This is a genomic window from Caulobacter sp. P1_B12_2, from assembly GCF_056406675.1.
In genome coordinates this window covers 1-13701 of record NZ_JBFTZS010000066.1, presented here as the reverse complement: position 1 = coordinate 13701, position 13701 = coordinate 1, and the positions used below count along the sequence as shown (strand labels likewise).

The following is a 13701-nucleotide window of genomic DNA, read 5'->3' as shown; positions in this document are numbered from 1 at the left end:
CACTGACGTGCGGATGGCCTCGATCCTGGCCGGTGCGGCGGTCTATCTGCATCTGCGCCACAGGTCGGTCCCGGGTTGGCTGCCGTTGGTAGCCGGTGCGCTGGGGCTGGCCCTGAGCACCACCCCCGTGCCGGACGTGATCAAGTACAGCCTGGGCGCGGTGTGTTTGGCGGTTTCGGTAGCCACTTTGGAATGGGCGCCGCGCTGGGTGCGCTCGGTGCTGGAGCACCCGGTGCTGGTGCGGATCGGCCTGTGGTCGTTCTCGCTCTATCTGTGGCAACAGCCGTTCTACAAGCTGCGAGGCCAGTTCCCGACATTGGCGTTGCTGGCCGCCGCCATCGTCTTCGGCCTGGCCAGCTTCTATCTAGTCGAGCAGCCGGCGCGTCGGTGGATCAACAACATACGCAAGGCGCGCCGGCTCGCGTCGAAGACTGCATGAGTCAGGCCCTWTCCAGTACGTCCAGATAGGCCCGCGCCGCCGCCTCGGTGCTGAAGCTTCGGGCGCGCTCGACGCCGGTTCCGGGCTGACGCTTGAGGGTGTCGATGATGCCGTCGGCCAGCGCCTGCACGTCCTCTACGGGGACCAGGATCCCGTAGCGACCCTTGTCTAGGATTTCGCTGGGTCCGCTGGCGCAGTCGGTCGAGATCACGGGCGCGCCGCAAGCCAAGGCTTCCAACAGCACCACCGAAAAGCCTTCCCAACGTGAGCTGACGACAAAGGCTGTCGTACGCGCCATCATCGCATAGGGGTTGCGCACGAAGCCGGTCAGGGAGACGTGTTGATCGATCTGGAGTTCGCGGGCCAGGTTTTCCAGCCTCTCGCGCTCTTCGCCCTCACCCATGATGATCAGTTTGCAGGGGGTCGTGCGACGCACGGTCGCGAAGGCTCGCAGCAGGATGTCGAAGCCCTTCTGCGGATGGAGCCGTCCGGCGGCCAGCAGCACCGGCGTCCCATCGCCCTGCAGCCACGGATGATCGACCGGCTCACGCGAGGCCTGCATTAGCAGCTCGTCATATACCGGATTGTATATGCACTTGACCGAGCGGGCCCCCAGGCGGGCGAACCGTGCTACGTCGTCGGCGGCGCCTTGCGAGACCGCCACGACGTCGTCGGCAAGGCCGTAGAGGTGGGGCACGGCGCGATAGACCAGCCAGCCGCGCAGGCGCATGGGCGCAGCGGCTTTGATACTGATCTGGTTGTGTTCGGTGACGGCCACGCGGGTGCCGCCGCCGGCGATGGCCTTGGCAACCAGGGCGGCGATGTTGACGTGAGTCAGGCTGGAGAGCAGGGCGCGCGGCCGTTCGCGACGCAGATAGGACACTAGCGCGGGAACGGCCTTGAAGACGTTGGACTTGTCCAGATTGACCACCCGCACGCCAGCCGGAATCTGGTCCAAATAGACGCCTTGTGCCTTGACCAGCACGAGGTCGACTTGGCGTCCGGCCTCGATCATGCCTTTGGCGAGGTTGATCGCCACGCGTTCGGCGCCGCCGCCGCGCAGGTCGTGGATCAGGATGGCGATGCGTTGCGAGCGCTTGTCGGCCCGCGCTGTCGCGCGTCGAACCGATTCGACGATGGTGGCTCCAAAGGCCCTTCCCCGCGCCCGTTCCGAGATCTCAGTCGAAGTCAAAACGTCTCCATCGCGATCGCGCGTCGTCGAGCGTCCCACGCGCGCCGCGTGGTCGGTCCCGTTCAATCTGTGCAGGTGAAGCCGCGTCTCTTGCCTTCAAGCGGAGCGGCGAAATTCAGGCTTTCCGGCCGTGAGCGGTGATCTTCTCGTGATCCGTTCCCAGCCCCTCAACGGCTTGACGACTATAGGCTCTAACGCATCTTCCTTACAGCAAAGCTTACGCGGCGCACTGTCGCACCCCGTTAACGCGAAAAGGTGTCGTTCGACGAAAAAAGGGCCCGGCGTCGCCGCCGGGCCCTTCCGTGGTCGTAGGGGCTACCGTTAGGCGGCGGCCTTCTCCTTGACGCCGAAGCGGCTGTAGAAGGTCTCGCCCTTGGCGGCCATGTCGCGCAGCAGCTGCGGCGGCGCGAAGCGCGCGCCGTACTTCTGGGCCAGGGCGTCGCAGGCCTCGACGAACTTGGCCACGCCCACGCCGTCGATCAGGCTGACCGGGCCGCCGGTCCAGGGCGCGAAGCCCCAGCCCAGGATGGCGCCGACGTCGGCTTCACGCGGGTCGGTGATCACGCCTTCCTCGAAGCAGCGCGCGGCCTCCACGGCCTGGCGGTAGAGGAGCCGGGTGCGGATCTCCTCGATGCCGGCCTTGTCGACCTCGGCGATCTTGACCGGCGCCAGGTCGGACAGACCCTTCCACAGCACCTTGGGACCGTTCTCCGGATAGTCGTAGAAGCCCTTGCCGTTCTTGCGGCCGTAGCGGCCCTCGCCCTCGACCATCTTCTCGATGATCGTGGTGAAGGGGCGCTCCTCGTACTTGTCGCCGAGGTCCTTCTTGGTCTGCTGGGCGATCTTGTAGGAGAGGTCCAGCGCGACGTCGTCGTGCATCTCCAGCGGACCGCGCGGCATGCCGGTGGCCCGGCCCACATTGTCGATGATGGCCGGGGCGTAGCCGTCGGCCAGCAGCTCCATGCCTTCCTGCACGAAGGTGCCGAAGCAACGCGACGTGTAGAAGCCGCGGCTGTCGTTGACCACGATCGGGGTCTTCTTGATCTTCAGGACGTAGTCGATCGACTTGGCCAGGGCCTCCTGCGAGGTCTCGTCACCCATGATCAGCTCGACCAGGCCCATCTTGTCGACCGGCGAGAAGAAGTGGATGCCGATGAACGAGGCGGGACGCACCGAAGCCTTGGCCAGGCCGGTGATCGGCAGGGTCGAGGTGTTGGAGCCGAAGATCGCGGTGTCGGCCAGCTGGGCTTCCGCCAGCTTGGTGACCGACGCCTTGACGTCGCGGTTCTCGAACACGGCTTCGACCACCAGGTCCGAACCCTTGACGTGGGCGTAGTCCGACGTCGGGTGGATCAGGGCCAGGATGGCCTCGCCCTTTTCCTTGGTCATCTTGCCGCGCGAGACGGCCTTGTTGACCAGGCCCTCGGCATAGCCCTTGCCCTTGTCGGCGGCTTCCTGGCTCTGGTCGATCAGCACGGTCTCGATGCCGGCCATGGCTTGGACATAGGCGATGCCCGCGCCCATCATGCCGGCGCCCAGAACGGCGACCTTCTTGACGTCGTAGTGCGGCACGCCGGCCGGACGGCCCGAGCCCTTGCCCAGCTCTTGCAGAGACAGAAACAGGGTGCGGATCATGCCCTTGGCCTGGGGCGACATCATCGTCTTGAGGAAGTAGCGGGTCTCGATCCGCAGGGCGGCGTCGAAGGGCACCTGGGTGCCCTCATAGACCGCCTTCATGATGTTCAGCTGGGCCGGGTAGTTGCCGTAGGTCTGCTTGCGCAGCATGGCGTTGCCCATGATGAAGACCTGGCTGCCGGTCGGGGTGTAGGGACCGCCGCCCGGGAGCTTGAACTCCTTCTTGTCCCACGGGGCGACGGGGTCGCCCTTGGTCTTGATCCAGGTCTTGGCGGCCTCGACCTCGGTCCCGGCCGGCACGACTTCATGCACGACCTTGTTGGCCAGGGCCTCGGCCGGCTTCATCGACTTGCCTTCCAGCAGGTACGGCGCGGCCGCCATCACGCCCATCAGGCGCGGCAGGCGCTGGGTGCCGCCGGCGCCCGGCAGCAGGCCGACCTTGGCTTCCGGCAGGGCCAGCTGGATCTTCGGATTGTCGCCCACCACGCGGTAGTGACAGGCCAGGGTGATCTCCAGCCCGCCGCCCATGGCCAGGCCGTTGATGGCCGCGGCCACCGGCTTGCCGCAGGTTTCCAGGGCGCGGAACGCCTTGTTCAGCGCGAAGCCGGCCTCGAAGGCGGCCTTCAGGCCCTCTTCGCCCGAACCCGCGCCGCCCAGGCCGCCGGATCCGCCCAGTTCGCCCAGGTCGGCGCCGGCGCAGAAGCCGGTGGTCTTGCCCGAGGTGATGACGGCGCCCTTGATGGCGGCGTCGGATTTGATGGTTTCCACCACCTCGCCGACTTCCCGGATCACCGAGGCGGTCAGGGTGTTCATCGAGCGGCCGGGCACGTCGAAGGTGACCAGGGCGATCCCGTCGCCGTCGACCTCGATCTTGAAGTTTTCCATGATGTTGATCCTAGATCTTAGACGCGTTCGATGACGGTGGCGGTGCCCATGCCGGCGCCGACGCACAGGGTGATCAGGGCGGTTTCCTTGTCCGAGCGCTCCAGCTCGTCGAGCATCGTGCCCAGGATCATCGCGCCCGTGGCGCCCAGCGGGTGGCCCATGGCGATGGCGCCGCCGTTCACGTTCATCTTGTCGTGCGGGATGTTCAGGGCCTGCATCATGCGCAGGACCACGGCGGCGAAGGCTTCGTTCAGCTCATAGAGGTCGATGTCCTTGACCTCCATCTTCAGCTTCTTGAGCAGCTTCTCGGTGACCAGCGACGGGCCGGTCAGCATGATCGAGGGCTCCGAACCGATCGAGGCCGCGCCCTTGATGCGGGCGCGGGCTTTCAGGCCGAGGGCCTCGCCCATTTCCTTGGTGCCGATCAGCACGCCGGCGGCGCCGTCGACGATGCCCGAGCTGTTGCCGGCGTGGTGAACGTGATTGACCTTTTCCACCTGCGGATAGCGCTGGGTGACCACGGCGTCGAACGCCATGTCGCCCATGCCCTGGAACGAAGGGTTCAGCGAGGCCAGGGTCTGCATGGTGGTGTTTCCACGCACCGTTTCGTCGTGGTCGAGGATCGTCAGGCCCAGCTGGTCCTTCACGCCGATCACCGACTTCTTGAAGCGGCCGTCGGCCCACGAAGCGGCGGCGCGGCGCTGGCTCTCGACGGCGTAGGCGTCGACGTCGTCGCGGCTGAAGCCGTACAGCGAGGCGATCAGGTCGGCCGAGACGCCTTGCGGGGCGAAATAGGTCTTGAAGGCCGAGGACGGGTCGGTGGGCCAGGCGCCGCCGTCGCTGCCCATGGGCACGCGGCTCATGCTCTCGACGCCGCCGCCGATGGCGAGGCTTGCTTCTCCAGATGCGACCTTGGCCGCGGCCATGTTCACGGCTTCCAGGCCCGAGGCGCAGAAGCGGTTGATCTGCACGCCGGCGACGCTTTCGGCGTAGTCGGCGGTCAGCACGGCGGTGCGGGCGATGTCGCTGCCTTGTTCACCGACCGGGGCGACGCAGCCCAGGACGACGTCGTCGACATACGAGGTGTCCAGGCCGTTGCGGTCGCGCAGGCTTTCCAGGACCTGGGTGGCCAGGGACAGGGCGGTGATCTCGTGCAGAGACCCGTCCTTCTTGCCCTTGCCGCGCGGCGTGCGCACGGCGTCAAAGATGTAAGCGTCGGCCATTTGATGGCTCCTTCCTGCGTAGGCTTGGATGGTTCGTTAACCAAAAAGGCGTCTGATTCCGGTGATTTGGAGATCAGGACGATGACGGCAGCCGAGCCCTCGACGAAGGTGGCCCACCCGGTGGTGAGCGACTTCATCGCGCGCGGCTATCATGTGTTCGGCGGCGGCGTGGACCCGGCGGCGGCGAGCGCGCTGCTGGCCAGGATCCGTGCGTTGCGCACCTTCGATGCGGACCTCTTCCTGTCGGAAGCCGAGTTCGACGCCGACCCGCAATATATAGGGGTGAACCCCGCGCCCGGCAGGAACCTGCTGGAGCGTTTCGAGGACGAGCTGGCCTTCGTCGAGAAGGATCCGGCCATCGTCGCGGCCCTGGGCGCCCTGCTGGGCGACGGCTACGAGATCCTGCTCAAGAAGCTGATCTGCGGCGTGCCGGCCAGCGTCGTGCCCGACTGGCTGAAGGCCCGCATCGCTGGCAATCCGGTCAACAATCTGGGCGCCTATGTGAAGGCCCCGTTCCGGGACATCACCTATTTCTACGGCATCGACTTCCACCAGGACCTGATCGACTACAAGGACCGGGAAGCCGACTTCATCACCCTGTACATCTACCTGCACGACGTCGGGACGCACGACGCCCCGCTGTTCCTGCTGGAGGACAGCCACAAGCTGGGCGGGACGCTGTTCCCACACGACCTGACCAAGAACGCCCCAAGCGAAGGGGAGAGCGGTTGGCTGTACCGCGACGGGCGCGGCCACGAGGTCCAGACCCGCCAGCACCTGCTGACCGGCAAGACCGGCTACGCCGCCATGTGGCACGCCTGCACCCTGCACGGCACCCAGCCCGACGCCGCCGACAACGAGCGGCTGAGCCTGCGCTATTTGATCGCCCGCAAGCCCGGCGTCGCCGCGCCCGGCATGGACGCCGTGAACGCCACCCTGCTGGGCCCGCTCAGCCTGGAGGCCACGCGCCAGGACCTGGACGCGCGCGGCGCGGCCCAGATCAAGGCCAACAGCGTCAACGAGGCTTAGGGCCGGGCTCACTATTTCCACGTCCCGATCGGTGATTTGGCGATCGGCGCGCAGGCCAGGCCCCGGGCCGTGGCCTTGGCGCTGTAGGTGACGCGGTAGCCGAACTCCGGCGTGGGCAGGTAGCAGGCCGTGAAGCCCGGCGTGGTCACCGACAGGGTCCAGTCGGCCACCTTCGAGCGCAGCAGGTTGTTGCACTGGTCGACATTGGCCTTCAGCGGCAGTTCGAAATCACCCGGCGGCTTGGAGCCGGCCTTCTTGGGCGTCAGCTTGCCGGTGAAGAACAGCGGGCGCGGACCGGCGGCGCGCACGCAGACCACGGCCGAGCGGCTGTCGGAGGCGGCGGGCGCGGCGGCGTGCTGGGCGGGCGGCTGAGGCGGCGGCGCGACGATCAACGGCATCAGCGGATCTCCTTGCAGGTCAGCGGTCCCAGGAAGCTCTTGCGATAGACGAAGGTCAGGCGCTGGCCGGCCTGCAGGGGCTGCGTCGGACGGCAGATCGTGTCGCCGCGATGCTCGCCGCCGCCGACCGAGCGCCCGCCGCGAACCACCAGCTGCGGCTTGGCCAAGGCCACGCCGTCGACATTGGCGCAGCCCGTCTGGCCGGCGTTCACCGCCGGGAAGGGCGTCTCGGCCAGGGGTTCGCGATAGGTGAGGCTGGTTCCCTCGAGCTTGGCCGAGGTGACCTTGGAGCGGCCGTCGCGCACCCGTCCGGACACGGCCATGTCGGTCGCGTTGGTCAGGCACAGGATGACGGCGGCTTCGACGATCATGCTAGAGCGTCCTCGCGATCAGCAGCTTCATGATCTCGTTGGTGCCGCCATAGATGCGCTGCACGCGGCTGTCGCGATACATCCGGGCGATCGGATATTCGTTCATGAAGCCGTAGCCGCCGAACAGCTGCAGGCAGCGGTCGACGATCTTGTTCTCCAGGTCGCTGACCCAGTACTTGGCCATCGAGGCGGTGGCGGCGTCCAGCTTGCCGGCCAGGTGCTGCTCGATGCAGTGATTGACGAACACCTTGGCGACGGTCGCCTCGGTCTTGCACTCGGCCAGCTCGAACTGGGTGTTCTGGAAGTCGATGATCGCCTTGCCGAAGGCCTTGCGGTCCTTGACGTAGGCGATGGTCAGTTCCAGCGCCCGCTCGATGGTGGCCATGCCCTGGACGGCGATGTTCAGCCGCTCCTGCGGCAGCTGGCCCATCAGCTGGAAGAAGCCCTGGCCCGCGTCCGAACCCAGCAGGTTCTCGGTCGGAACCTTGACGTCGTTGAAGAACAGCTCGGAGGTGTCCTGAGCCTCGTGGCCCAGCTTGTCGAGGTTGCGGCCGCGCTCGAAGCCTTCCGCCCCGTCGGTCTCGACGACGATCAGGCTGGTGCCGCGCGCCCCGGCGGTCGGGTCGGTCTTGACCACGACGATGATCAGATTGGCGGTCTGACCGTTGGTGATGAAGGTCTTGGACCCGTTGATCACGTACTGCTCGCCCACCAGCTTGGCAGACGATTTTATCCCCTGCAGGTCCGAGCCCGCGCCCGGCTCGGTCATGGCGATGGCGCCGACCAGCTCGCCGGTGCACAGGCGCGGCAGCCAGCGCTGCTTCTGCTCATGCGTGCCGTAGTGGAAGATGTACGGGGCGACGATGGCGTTGTGCAGGCTGATGCCGAAGCCGTCGACGCCCTTCAGGCCCAGCTGCTCCATCAGCACGGCCTCGTGGCGATAGTCGCCGCCGGCGCCGCCGTATTCCTCGGGAACGGTCAGGCCGAGCAAACCGGCCCGGCCCGCCTTGTTCCACATCTCGCGGTCGACGACGTGGTTCTTGCGCCACGTCGCCACCACGGCCTCGGGGGCGTGCTCGTCGAAGAACTTGCCGACCGCGTCCTCGAAGATCGCGATGTCCTCTTCGGCCATGAAGGCCGGCTTTTCGACGTTGAGCACGCCCATGATCAGAAGGCCTCCGCGGGCAGGGCCATCAGGGTCGCCGAGCCGGTCTTCAGCTTGGCCAGATGCGCCCCTGCGTCAGGCAAGACGCGCTCGATGAAATATTTCGCCGTGACGATCTTGGTGGTGAAGAACGGGTCGGACGAGCCGGCCGCGATCTTGGCGTTGGCCGCCTTGACCATCAGGCACCACATGTAGGCCAGGCCGGTCAGGCCAAACAGGTGCATGTAGTCGGTCGAGGCCGCACCGGCGTTGTCGGGGTTCTGCAGGCCGTTCTGCATCAGCCACATCGTGCCGTCCTGCAATTGGGCCTTCACCCCGGCCAGCGCGTCGACGAACGGCTTCAGCTCGGCGTCGCTGTCGTTCTCGCCGATGAACTGGTCGACCTCCTGGAAGAAGGTCATCACCGCGCGGCCGCCCTTGGAGGCCAGCTTGCGGCCGACCAGGTCGAGGGCCTGGATGCCGTTTGTGCCTTCGTAGATCAGGGCGATGCGGACGTCGCGCAGGTACTGGCTGGCCGGGAAGTGCTCGGTGAAGCCGCTGCCGCCGTGCACCTGCATGGCGTCCGAGCAGATCTTGAAGCCCTTGTCGGTCAGGTAGCCTTTCAGCACCGGCGTCATCAGGCCCATATAGTCCTCGGCCTTGGCGCGGGTGGCCTCGTCCGGATGGTGATGGGCCAGGTCGCCGTGCAGGGCGGTCCAGAACAGGAAGGCGCGGCCGCCTTCGATCAGGGCCTTGCTCTCCAGCAGCATGCGACGCACGTCCGGGTGGACGATGATCGGGTCGGCGGGACCTTCCGGGTTCTTCGGGCCGGTCAGCGAGCGGCCTTGCAGGCGGTCCTTGGCGAAGGCGGCGGCGGCCTGGTAGGCGGCCTCGGCCTGGGCGACGCCCTGCAGGCCCACGCCCAGGCGGGCCTCGTTCATCATCACGAACATCAGCTTCAGGCCGCTGTTCTCTTCACCGATCAGCCAGCCCTTGGCGTCCTCGTACTGCATCACGCAGGTGGCGTTGCCGTGGATGCCCATCTTCTCTTCGAGGCCGACGCACTTGACGCCCTCGTTGCGCGTCCCGACCGAGCCGTCTTCCTTGGGCAGGAACTTCGGCACGATGAACAGGCTGATGCCCTTCACGCCGGCCGGGGCGCCCTCGATGCGGGCCAGCACCAGATGGACGATGTTGTCGGCCATGTCGTGCTCGCCGGCCGAGATCCAGATCTTCTGGCCGGTGATGCGATAGCTGCCGTCGGCCTCCGGAACCGCCTTGGTGCGCAGAAGGCCCAGGTCCGTGCCGCAATGCGGCTCGGTCAGGTTCATGGTCCCGGTCCATTCGCCCGAGATCATCTTGGGCAGATAGAGGTCCTTCTGAGCGTCGCTGCCGCCGGTGTGAATGGCCGAATAGGCGCCGTGGGCCAGGCCCGGATACATCGAGAAGGCCATGTTGGCCGAGCTCGACATCTCGCTGAAGGCCAGGTTGACGACGTGAGGCAGGCCCTGGCCGCCATAGGTCGGGTCCGAGCCCAGGCCGGTCCAGCCGCCTTCGCACAGCTGCTTGTAGGCTTCCTTGAAGCCGTCCGGCGTCTTGACCGTGAAGTCCTTGCTCCAGACGCAGCCCTGCTTGTCGCCGATTGAATTCAGCGGGGCCAGGACCTCGCCGGTGAACTGGGCGGCGGCCTCGAGGATCTGCTCGACGGTCTCGAAGGACGCGTCGGCGAAGCCCGGCAGATCGCCGTGCTGATCGATGTTGAGCACGTCGCGCAGGAGGAAGGCGTGTTCGCGAACGGGCGGCTGGTAGGTCATGAAACAGTCCTGGTCAGTCAGATCGGCGGATCGGGGGAGGAGAGAGGTGGCCCCGCGCGCGCCTCCGGTCTTGGAGGAAATGCGCGGGATCGGGTCTACTTGCCCAAGGCCGCGTCGCCGTGACCGTCGAGCCGGGCGCGCAGCACCTGGTCGTAGTCGGCGGCGCGGGGCAGCAGGTCGGGGCGGATCTCGGCCAGGCGCCGCTCCAGGCGGGCGCAGGCTTCGCGCAGTTCGATCAGGGCGCCGTCGATGTCCTCGCGCTGCTGCTCCAGCGCGTTGGCGCGCTCGCGGAACTTCTTCAACGAGCGGGCCATCTGGGCCGCGCCGTCGTCGTTCTCGTCGTAGAGGTCGAGCAGTTCGCGGATTTCCGACAGCGACAGGCCCACGCGCTTGCCGCGCAAGATCAGCTGCAGGCGGACGCGGTCCTTGTGGGAATAGACGCGGTTGAGACCCTCGCGGGCCGGGGTCAGCAGGCCCTTGTCCTCGTAGAAGCGCAACGCGCGGGGCGTGGCTTTGAACTCGTTGCACAGCTGGCGGATTGTAAAGGTGCGCTCTGGACGTCGCAGGTCGGCCAACATTCGAACCCTCCCTGGGCAGGCCCGACTTCTGCGGACGGGCCGGTTGGTTATCGTCGATCACCCTATGCCCGCGACATTCCGACGTCAACGCTTACGTAAACGTCAACTTGGCTGTAGAGCCCTAGGTTTACTTTCCTAGGCGCTAGGCATATTTTCAGGGACCACGGCGAGAATGAGCCAGCCATGTCGTCTCTGTCGCATACTGAAATCTGGACCGCGATCGACGCCCTGGCCGAGCGTTTCGACATGAGCCCGTCGGCCATGGCGAAGATGGCCGGCCTGGATCCCACCGCCTTCAACCGCTCCAAGCGCGGCGACGGCGACGCCCGCCCCCGCTGGCCGTCGACCGAGAGCCTGGCCAAGGTGCTGGAAGCGACGGGGGTCGGCTTTTCCGAATTCGCGGCCCTGACCGAGCGGGCGCCCCGGCCCAGTCCGCGCGCGGTTCCGCTGATCGGTTTCGCCCAGGCGGGCGCGGAGGGCATGTTCGACGAGACCGGCGCGCCGAACGGCGACGGGTGGGACGCGGCCGATTTTCCGGGATTGGGCGACGAGGGCGTCTACGCCCTGGAGATCACCGGCGACGCCCTGGCCCCGGTCTTCCGCGACGGCGACCGCCTGCTGGTCTCGCCGTCGGTCGAACCGCGCAGGGGCGACCGGGTGGTGGTCAGGACCACGGGCGGCGAACTGCTGATCAAGGAGCTGGCGCGGGTCACGGCCCGCAGCGTGGAACTGGCTTGCCTGAACCGCGACGGCCAGGACCGGACGCTGGATCTGGCCGAGGTGGTGTGGATCGCCCGGATCCTGTGGGCCAGCCAGTAAGGCCGGCCGTTCTGGATCAGGTGCGCGGGCAGTCGGCGTGCTTGGCCTGGAGCCAGGCGGTCAGATCGCCTTCCCACGGGGCGTCGCACGAGATGTCGACGCGATAGGACGCCCAGTTGTCGTTGTGGGCGGCCTCGACATGAGCGGAGGGGAACTGGGACGCCAGTTCGCCGAGCAACGAGTCGAATTCCGAACGGTCCGAAGGGCGAAGAGTGAAGCAAGCCATGAGACTAACCTTGGTTTTGATGAAACCAGACTAGACTCCAAATTGCGGACATACCCTTAACCGACAATTTAGCTGCCGTTCATCTTTCAGGTCATGGTGTCGCAGGCCTTGGTCAACGCTTCAGGCTCTGGGTCCCGTTGGCGTGCCAGGCCCAGGCGTGTTCGATGATCGCATCCAGGTCGTGGCGCGGCGTCCAGCCCAGTTGTTCGCGGGCCTTGCGGTTGTCGGCCGCTAGGCTGGGCGTCTCTATCTGGCTCGCCCGTAGGACGAGCCGTCAGACGCCCAGCTTCTCCGCGATCAGGGCCGTCGTCCGGTCCAGGCCGAAGATCGCCGCGAACGAGCCGAAGCGGGGGCCTTGGCTCTGGCCCAGCAGCACTTCGTACAGCGCCTGGAACCATCCCCGCAGCGGATCGAAGGCGTGGTCCTTGCCGACCGCGAACACCTCGTTCTGGATCAGCTCGGCGTCCTGGCAGTCGGCCGGCAGGGCCTTGAGGCGGCCCAGCAGGTCGAGGATCGCGGCGCGTTCCTTGTCGTCCGGCGCGCGGAAGGCCTTCGTCGGCTTCACGAAGTCGTCGTAGTAGTTGATCGCGTAGCCGGCCAGGCGGTCCAGCAGCGGCTGGTTCTCGGGCGTGGCGCCCGGGATGTAGCGCGACAGGAAGCCCCACAGGATCGCCTTGTCCGAGGCGTTGGCGGCCGAGACCAGGTTCAGCATCAGGCTGAACGACACCGGCGAGCCGTACTGCGGCGGGCGGCTGGCGTGGACGTGCCAGACCGGGTTGTCCAGCTGCTTGGCCGGCTCCTGCTTCTGGTAGGCGTCCAGCTGCTGCAGGTACTCGTCGGTCGCCTTGGGGATGACGTCGAAATACAGCTTCTTGGCCGACTTGGGGCTCTGGAACATGTAGTACGACAGGCTCTCCGGCGCGCCGTAGCGCAGCCAGTCCTCCATCGACAGGCCGTTGCCCTTGGACTTGGAGATCTTCTGCGAGTTCTCGTCGAGGAAGAGCTCGTAGTTGAAGCCCTCCGGCGGCACGCCGCCCAGCGCCTTGCAGATCTGGTTGGAGGCCTTGACCGAGTCGATCAGGTCCTTGCCGCTCATCTCGTAATCGACGCCCAGGGCCGTCCAGCGCATAGCCCAGTCGGGCTTCCACTGCATCTTCACGTGGCCGCCGGTCACCGGGACCTCGACCTTCGAGCCGTCCTCGTCCTCGAAGACGATGGTGCCCTTCTCGACGTTGCGTTCGAGCGTGGGGACCTGCAGCACCTTGCCCGTCGACGGGCTGATCGGCAGGAACGGCGAATACGAGGCGCGGCGCTCTTCGCCCAGGGTCGGCAGCATGACCTTCTGGATGGCGTCGAAACGGGCCAGGGCCGTCAGCAGGGTCTCGTCGAACAGCCCGCCCTTGTAGCACTCGGTCGAGGACACGAACTCGTACTCGAAGCCGAAGCCGTCCAGGAAGGCGCGCAGGCGGGCGTTGTTGTGGGCGCCGAAGCTGTCATGGGTGCCGAACGGGTCGCGGACCACGGTCAGGGGCTTGCCCAGGTCCTCGATCAGCGGCTGCTTGTTCTCGATGTTGTCGGGAACCTTGCGCAGGCCGTCCATGTCGTCGCTGAAGGCGATCAGCCGCGTGGGGATGGCGTCGTCGGTCAGGGCGCGGAAGGCTGACCGCACCATGGTCGTGCGCGCCACCTCGCCGAAGGTGCCCAGGTGCGGCAGGCCCGACGGGCCGTAGCCGGTCTCCAGGATCACCGGTTTGGCCAGGGCCGGGAAGGTCTTCACGGCCTCGTCGGCCTTGCCGGCGTGGATCAGCGTGGCGGCGAGGTCGCGCTCGGCGTCGGACAGGCGCAGACGCAGGATGCGGGCGAGCAGGGCGCGCGCCTGCTCGAACGGCCAGGATCGAGCGTCGCGGGCGAGGGGGGAGAGGCCTTCAAACATGCGGCGGGGTATAGG

General features: G+C 66.8%; 13 protein-coding genes. 3 read left to right on the top strand and 10 right to left on the bottom strand.

Going from position 1 to position 13701, the window contains the following annotated elements; genetic code table 11:
- Window positions 1-439: acyltransferase family protein (locus tag AC1DZ6_RS06355; protein WP_477096349.1), on the top strand; the 439-nt coding region annotated here is incomplete at its 5' end.
- A 1-nt stretch (window position 440) separates the two neighbouring features.
- Here the strand turns inward: AC1DZ6_RS06355 and AC1DZ6_RS06350 are convergent.
- The 3 genes from AC1DZ6_RS06350 to AC1DZ6_RS06340 all read right to left on the bottom strand — a co-directional run bounded on the left by AC1DZ6_RS06350 (window position 441) and on the right by AC1DZ6_RS06340 (window position 5374).
- Entirely contained in the window at window positions 441-1631 is a 1191-nt protein-coding gene (locus AC1DZ6_RS06350; RefSeq protein ID WP_477096348.1) for a glycosyltransferase, read from the bottom strand.
- A gap of 321 nt (window positions 1632-1952) precedes the next feature.
- A complete protein-coding gene (locus AC1DZ6_RS06345) occupies window positions 1953-4151 on the bottom strand; it encodes a 3-hydroxyacyl-CoA dehydrogenase NAD-binding domain-containing protein (protein WP_477096347.1) in 2199 nt (732 codons plus the stop codon).
- Window positions 4152-4168: 17 nt separating this feature from the next.
- The gene (locus AC1DZ6_RS06340; protein WP_477096346.1) at window positions 4169-5374 is read right to left on the bottom strand and encodes an acetyl-CoA C-acetyltransferase; all 1206 of its coding nucleotides are present in this window, start codon (window positions 5372-5374) and stop codon (window positions 4169-4171) included.
- 81 nt (window positions 5375-5455) lie between these two features.
- On the opposite strand from AC1DZ6_RS06340, the gene AC1DZ6_RS06335 reads away from it, so the two are divergent.
- Window positions 5456-6403: a phytanoyl-CoA dioxygenase family protein gene (locus tag AC1DZ6_RS06335; RefSeq protein WP_477096345.1), complete on the top strand. Its 948-nt coding sequence runs from the start codon at window positions 5456-5458 to the stop codon at window positions 6401-6403.
- Between the two features lie 11 nt (window positions 6404-6414).
- Here AC1DZ6_RS06335 and AC1DZ6_RS06330 read toward each other — a convergent pair whose 3' ends face one another.
- The 5 genes from AC1DZ6_RS06330 to AC1DZ6_RS06310 all read right to left on the bottom strand — a co-directional run bounded on the left by AC1DZ6_RS06330 (window position 6415) and on the right by AC1DZ6_RS06310 (window position 10705).
- Window positions 6415-6801 carry a hypothetical protein gene (locus tag AC1DZ6_RS06330; RefSeq protein ID WP_477096344.1) on the bottom strand — a complete coding sequence of 129 codons (387 nt, stop codon included), beginning with the start codon at window positions 6799-6801 and terminating at the stop codon, window positions 6415-6417.
- Window positions 6801-7172 carry a hypothetical protein gene (locus AC1DZ6_RS06325; protein ID WP_477096343.1) on the bottom strand — a complete coding sequence of 124 codons (372 nt, stop codon included), beginning with the start codon at window positions 7170-7172 and terminating at the stop codon, window positions 6801-6803. Before AC1DZ6_RS06325 ends, AC1DZ6_RS06330 begins: the two co-directional genes overlap by 1 nt.
- 1 nt (window position 7173) lies before the next feature.
- Window positions 7174-8337: an acyl-CoA dehydrogenase family protein gene (locus tag AC1DZ6_RS06320; protein WP_477096342.1), complete on the bottom strand. Its 1164-nt coding sequence runs from the start codon at window positions 8335-8337 to the stop codon at window positions 7174-7176.
- Window positions 8338-8339: 2 nt separating this feature from the next.
- Window positions 8340-10130 carry an acyl-CoA dehydrogenase C-terminal domain-containing protein gene (locus AC1DZ6_RS06315; protein ID WP_477096341.1) on the bottom strand — a complete coding sequence of 597 codons (1791 nt, stop codon included), beginning with the start codon at window positions 10128-10130 and terminating at the stop codon, window positions 8340-8342.
- A 95-nt stretch (window positions 10131-10225) separates the two neighbouring features.
- Complete coding sequence (locus tag AC1DZ6_RS06310; protein WP_477096351.1) at window positions 10226-10705, bottom strand: MerR family transcriptional regulator; 480 nt, start codon at window positions 10703-10705, stop codon at window positions 10226-10228.
- Window positions 10706-10891: 186 nt separating this feature from the next.
- Here AC1DZ6_RS06310 and AC1DZ6_RS06305 point away from each other — a divergent pair, with 186 nt between their 5' ends.
- Window positions 10892-11527 (top strand): S24 family peptidase, encoded by a 636-nt coding sequence (locus AC1DZ6_RS06305; protein ID WP_477096340.1) that lies wholly within the window; start codon window positions 10892-10894, stop codon window positions 11525-11527.
- Window positions 11528-11543: 16 nt separating this feature from the next.
- On the opposite strand, the gene AC1DZ6_RS06300 is transcribed toward AC1DZ6_RS06305, so the two are convergent.
- Both AC1DZ6_RS06300 and AC1DZ6_RS06295 read right to left on the bottom strand, forming a co-directional pair.
- Window positions 11544-11753: a hypothetical protein gene (locus tag AC1DZ6_RS06300; protein ID WP_477096339.1), complete on the bottom strand. Its 210-nt coding sequence runs from the start codon at window positions 11751-11753 to the stop codon at window positions 11544-11546.
- A 274-nt stretch (window positions 11754-12027) separates the two neighbouring features.
- Window positions 12028-13686: a lysine--tRNA ligase gene (locus tag AC1DZ6_RS06295; protein WP_477096350.1), complete on the bottom strand. Its 1659-nt coding sequence runs from the start codon at window positions 13684-13686 to the stop codon at window positions 12028-12030.
- Window positions 13687-13701: the final 15 nt, after the last annotated feature.